The sequence below is a fragment of the Stieleria sp. genome, assembly GCF_041595215.1.
Classification (GTDB): Bacteria; Planctomycetota; Planctomycetia; order Pirellulales; family Pirellulaceae; genus Stieleria; species Stieleria magnilauensis.
Map to the genome: position 1 here is coordinate 1 of NZ_JBFHKV010000667.1, position 4,836 is coordinate 4,836.

3 protein-coding genes are annotated in these 4,836 nt (G+C 59.2%); all 3 read left to right on the forward strand.

Annotation, left to right across the window (positions count from 1 at the left end; all coding sequences use genetic code 11):
• Positions 1-1,308: magnesium chelatase (locus tag ABX749_RS22085; RefSeq protein ID WP_372897889.1), on the forward strand; the 1,308-nt coding region annotated here is incomplete at its 5' end.
• Positions 1,309-1,312: 4 nt separating this feature from the next.
• A complete protein-coding gene (locus ABX749_RS22090) occupies positions 1,313-3,010 on the forward strand; it encodes a hypothetical protein (RefSeq protein WP_372897890.1) in 1,698 nt (565 codons plus the stop codon).
• Positions 3,011-3,451: 441 nt separating this feature from the next.
• On the forward strand, positions 3,452-4,836 hold a 1,385-nt coding region (locus tag ABX749_RS22095; RefSeq protein WP_372897891.1), incomplete at its 3' end, for a hypothetical protein.

Here is a 4,836-nt window from a genome sequence, read left to right on the forward strand (position 1 = left end):
AGCGGCGAAGAACTGTTTCCCGGAATCGTCGGCTATGACGACACCGTGATCCCGGAAATCAATTTGGCCCTGTTGGCCGGTCACGACATGCTGTTCCTGGGCGAAAAGGGACAGGCTAAAAGCCGCATCATGCGGATGCTAACCCGGTTCTTGGACGAGTGGATTCCCTTCATCGACCATCCCGAGTTGCCCGTTCACGAAGACCCGACCCACCCGGTCACGTCCCTCGGTCGAAAACTGGTCGAAACGCTTGATCCGGAAGACATCAAGATTGGCTGGTGGCATCGCGACCACCGGTATTCGGAACGATTGTCGCCGGGCACCAAGTTCGCAGACATCATCGGCGAAATCGATCCGGCGAAACTGACCGGCGGCGTCAGCATGAGCGCCGAAGAAGCCTTGTCGTTCGGGCTGATCCCGCGAATGCATCGCGGCATCTTTGCCATGAATGAATTGCCCGAACTGGACGACCTGGTCCAAGTCGGTTTGTTCAACATCCTAGAAGAACGGGATGTGCAAATCCGCGGATTTCCGATCCGATTTGATTTGGACATCATGATCCTATTCTCCGCCAACCCGTCGACGTACAACCGCAGCGGCAAGGTGATTCCCCAACTGAAAGACCGCATCGGGACGATCGTGCAAACGCACTACCCGACCGAACGTGATCAGGGAATCGACATCCTGCGGCAAGAAATCGGCGAGGACCTGGATGGCGAGTATCCGGTCCAAGTGCCGTACTTCATGTTCCAATTGGTTGAAGAGATCACCGAGCAGGCGCGGCGGAGCAAGTTCATCGATCAAGCGTCCGGTGTGTCGGCACGCTTTTCACTGGCCAATTTCCGAATCATGGTCGCCTCGGCACGCCAACGCGGCATCCTGCACAACGAAAGACCGGCCGTTCCACGAATCAGCGACTTGGGACATCTGTACTCCAGCTCGCTCGGCAAGCTGGAACTGGATCTGATGGGCACCCACCAGATGAGTGAAAAACAGGTGCTTGATGCGGTCGTCGCCAAAGCCGTCCAAGTCATCTTCGGTGAATACGTCGAAAAGCACGGGCTGGGCGAGATCGCCGAAATTTTCCGCAGCGGCGTCCGCGTCGAAGTGGGTGACTTGCTGCCGAGCAGCCATTACGCCGAACGTTTGCAGAGTGTCCCGCCGGCCTGGAATTTGGCGTTCGAGGTCAACGCCAGCGAAAGCGAGGCGGTTCGGGCCAGTTGCGTCGAGTTTGTGTTGGCGGGCCTGTATAGCATGGACCGTATCAGCCGAGCCCAACGTCACGGCAAAATCGAATACGAAGTTTAATCGCATGAACAAACGACTCGGCGGCATCATCCACGCGTACCAAAAGTACGATCCGGCTTCGTTTCCGCCACCGAGCGAGCCACCGCCGGACCTCGTGACGCCGGCCTTTGAACAGGCGCTGATGTATGGCGAGTTTCGCGAATTGAGCGAAGAAGAACTCGCCCGTGCGGTGCGTTTGGATCCCAGCCAAATCCAAGGTCTGGGCCCGAGTATCGACTTTCTCAAAGCGATGCTCGAAGAACGCAAACGAAAGATTCTTGAAACCTATGAAGCGCGGTCGGTCCAAAAGAAAGCTCGCAAAGCCTTTCACTCCGCGGCCAAGGACGTGCGGATCCCCAAAAAGCTGGCCGAAACCTACCGACAAGCGATCAACCGAGAACAACCCTACCTGCTCGAATCGCTCTGGTATCGCGCCGAAGACCATGGCGGATCGCTCTCGACGGACTTGTTGAAGGTCGCCGCGCGGATGGGCGACAAACACAACATCGAAGAACTCGCCAGCAAGTATGAGTTCACCGGCAACGAGTCGATGTCGGTTCCCAAAGCCTTGGAAATCAAAGAAGAACTCGAAAAGATCGACGAGCTGCTGAAACAACTCGAAGAAGCAGCCAAGTCGGCCCAGATCGGGCTGATCGACATGGACATGCTCAGCGAGTTCGCCCAACCGGGCGACATGGAACAGCTCGAAGAGATGCGGCGCCAGGTCGAGAACTTGATCCGCGAAGAAGCCGAGCGTCAGGGGCTGCAACGTGATTCGGCCGGCCAGTTTCGTCTGACGCCCCACGCCTACAAGATCTTCCAAGGTCGCCTGCTTGAACGGATCTTCAGCGAACTGGCCCCCTCGCGGTCCGGACGACACCATGGAAATGTCATCGGTGAAGGCGCGGTGGAATTGCAACAAACCAAGCCCTACGAGTTCGGCGATTCGGTCGCCAACATGGACATCCCGCAAACGGTCATCAATGCCCTGCTCCGCCAAGGCGACGAGCGACCGCTGCGGCTGCGCGGCGATGACATCGAAATCCACAAGACACGCAATCACCCCAAGTGTGCCACGTGTGTGATCATGGACATGAGCGGTTCGATGCGCTACGACGGCCAGTACATGAACGTCAAACGCATGGCGCTCGCGCTGCAAGGGTTGATCCAATCGGAGTACCCCGGTGATTTCTTGCGATTCATCGAGATGTACACGTTCGCCAAACTCCGAGCCCCCGGCGAAATCATCAACCTGATGCCCAAACCGGTCACCATTCACGATCCTTGGGTGCGGCTCAAAGCAGACCTCAGTGACCAAAACGTCAGCGAAGCACAAATCCACCCGCACTTCACCAACATCCAACGCTCGTTGCAACTGGCACGTCAAAATCTGGTCAATTGCGATACGCCCAACCGCCAAGTCGTGTTGATCACCGATGGGTTACCCACGGCGCATTGCGAAGACGAATGGCTTTACATGCTGTACCCGCCGGATCCGCGCACCGAGCAAGCCACGATGCGTGAAGCCGCCCTGTGTGCGAAGGAAGGAATCACGATCAACATCTTTCTAGTGCCCAGTTGGTCGCAATCCGAAGAAGACATCCGGTTCGCCAACCGGATGGCGCAGTCCACTTCCGGTCGCGTCTTCTTCACCAGCGGAAACAACCTCGATCGTTTCGTCCTCTGGGACTACGTTCAAAACAAACGCGAAATCATCGCCTGAAGTGGCGTAAGCTTCCAGCTTGCGATCGTGGCGTAAGCTTCGAGCTTGCGATCGTGGCGTAAGCTTCCAGCTTGCGTTCGTGGAGTAAGCTCGCGCCAAACGGCTGATCCTCGTTTGATATCAGCTGGTTCGCGCCAGCGTCCGGGCTCCGCCGTTTAGCTTAAGTCCCATCAGCCATAATGTTGCTAGCAAAGATTGGTGAACCGTGGTTTGACATTGCCGGTCGGTGGGAAAGTTTTGTATTGGAAGTTCTGAATTGCGCTAAAGCCGCAGAGCGAGACGTCGATCGGACGTCACTGAAGATGGCAACACCTTACGAATTGGACCTGCGAGGCACGGATGCACTCGGCGAGACACCTAAACGATAGCCAAATTACCTCCGCTGGTGCGTCGGTGGCTGCTGCCGCCCGCGTTGCCGTGATCGCAACGATCGGTTTGTCCATGTTAGGCTGCCGAAGCGGGCGGCCGACGGGTTCCATGGTCCAGGTGACCGAGGATCCGGCGGCGGTCGTGACCCATCTGCCGGCACCGGAACAGCGATTGGCCACATCGACGACCGGCAAAGACCGGGGACTGGTCAAGGTGGATCGGGGAGCGACGACGAAAACAGAACTCGCCAGTGCGACGACCAGCAGCGTAACGGAAAAACCAAGACCGTCGGCGTCCAAGCCGTCCTCCACCGCGACAACGGCTGGTGCGACGACCCGGATGAGTCTGTCGGATGCGTCCCGAACCGACCGCGCACCTGCTGGAGCCCCCGCCGAGCCGCCCAAGGGATCGATCGCCGCGGCGACCGCCAAACCCAATCCGCCGGCGCCCCAAGCTTCCTCCGACAAGACCGAAAACGCCGGCGCGACCAACGTCGACGTCTCACCGGCTGGACTCGTCTCGGCTTCCCTGACCGATCTGAGCGCGACGCAAAAAGCCAATAAGCCGAGCACGGAGGAACCGGTCGCCAAAGCCGCGCCGCCGGCTGCCACCGCCGAGACGACCACCGCGGCTGAAACAGTGGCGAATTCTTCGGCCACCCAACCGCCCCGTACGCGACGACAGGCCTTCAACCAAACCGATCTGCCCAACGACGTGACCGCAGCGATCAGGCAATCGCTTGCCCGACTTCCCGCCTTGCCCGATTCGCGGGTCGCGGCCGACGGCTTGGCCCCCGTGCGACTCGGCACCGGCATGGTCCAACTGGCCCAGCAAGACGCTCCGGCACCGCCCCCAGTCGCCGAACCAGCAGCTGCGCCCCACGTCGGCGACCTCGTTGCGAAAGCGGCGAAACCGGCAGCCACCGAACCGCAACCGGATACGCCTCGGTCGACCGAGACGACGCAGGCGGTTGCCGAAACCCAGCAAACCGAAACGACGCCGCCCACCGAGCCGATGCTAGTCGCTGAGGAGGACCCCAGCGTGGTCATGAACGCGAACCAGGTGCTGCCGGCGTCACACGCGAGTGACGATGGCGACGACAACCTGGCATTCGCCGGCCACCAAAAGACGCCGGAGATTGAATCGATCCCGACAGCCGTTGCGATGCAACAACTGAGCGAAGCGGAACTCTATCGCGCGCTGCTTGACCGATTGTCTCAGCCGAATAACGGTGAAAGCCCGACTCAACGCGAGCGACGTGAATTTGTCATGCGTCACCTGATGGTGCTCGCCGGAGAACCCGAAGCCGCGCTGGAGTCCATGCAAGGATTGAACCCGACTGAGCAACTGTATCTGGAGAATCAGTTGATGGGGTTATGGACCATGATTGATCCCGAAGGCCATCCGTCCTCCGGTCGGCGGATCACCGAAGCATTGCCGAAATTCCGCGAAGCGAC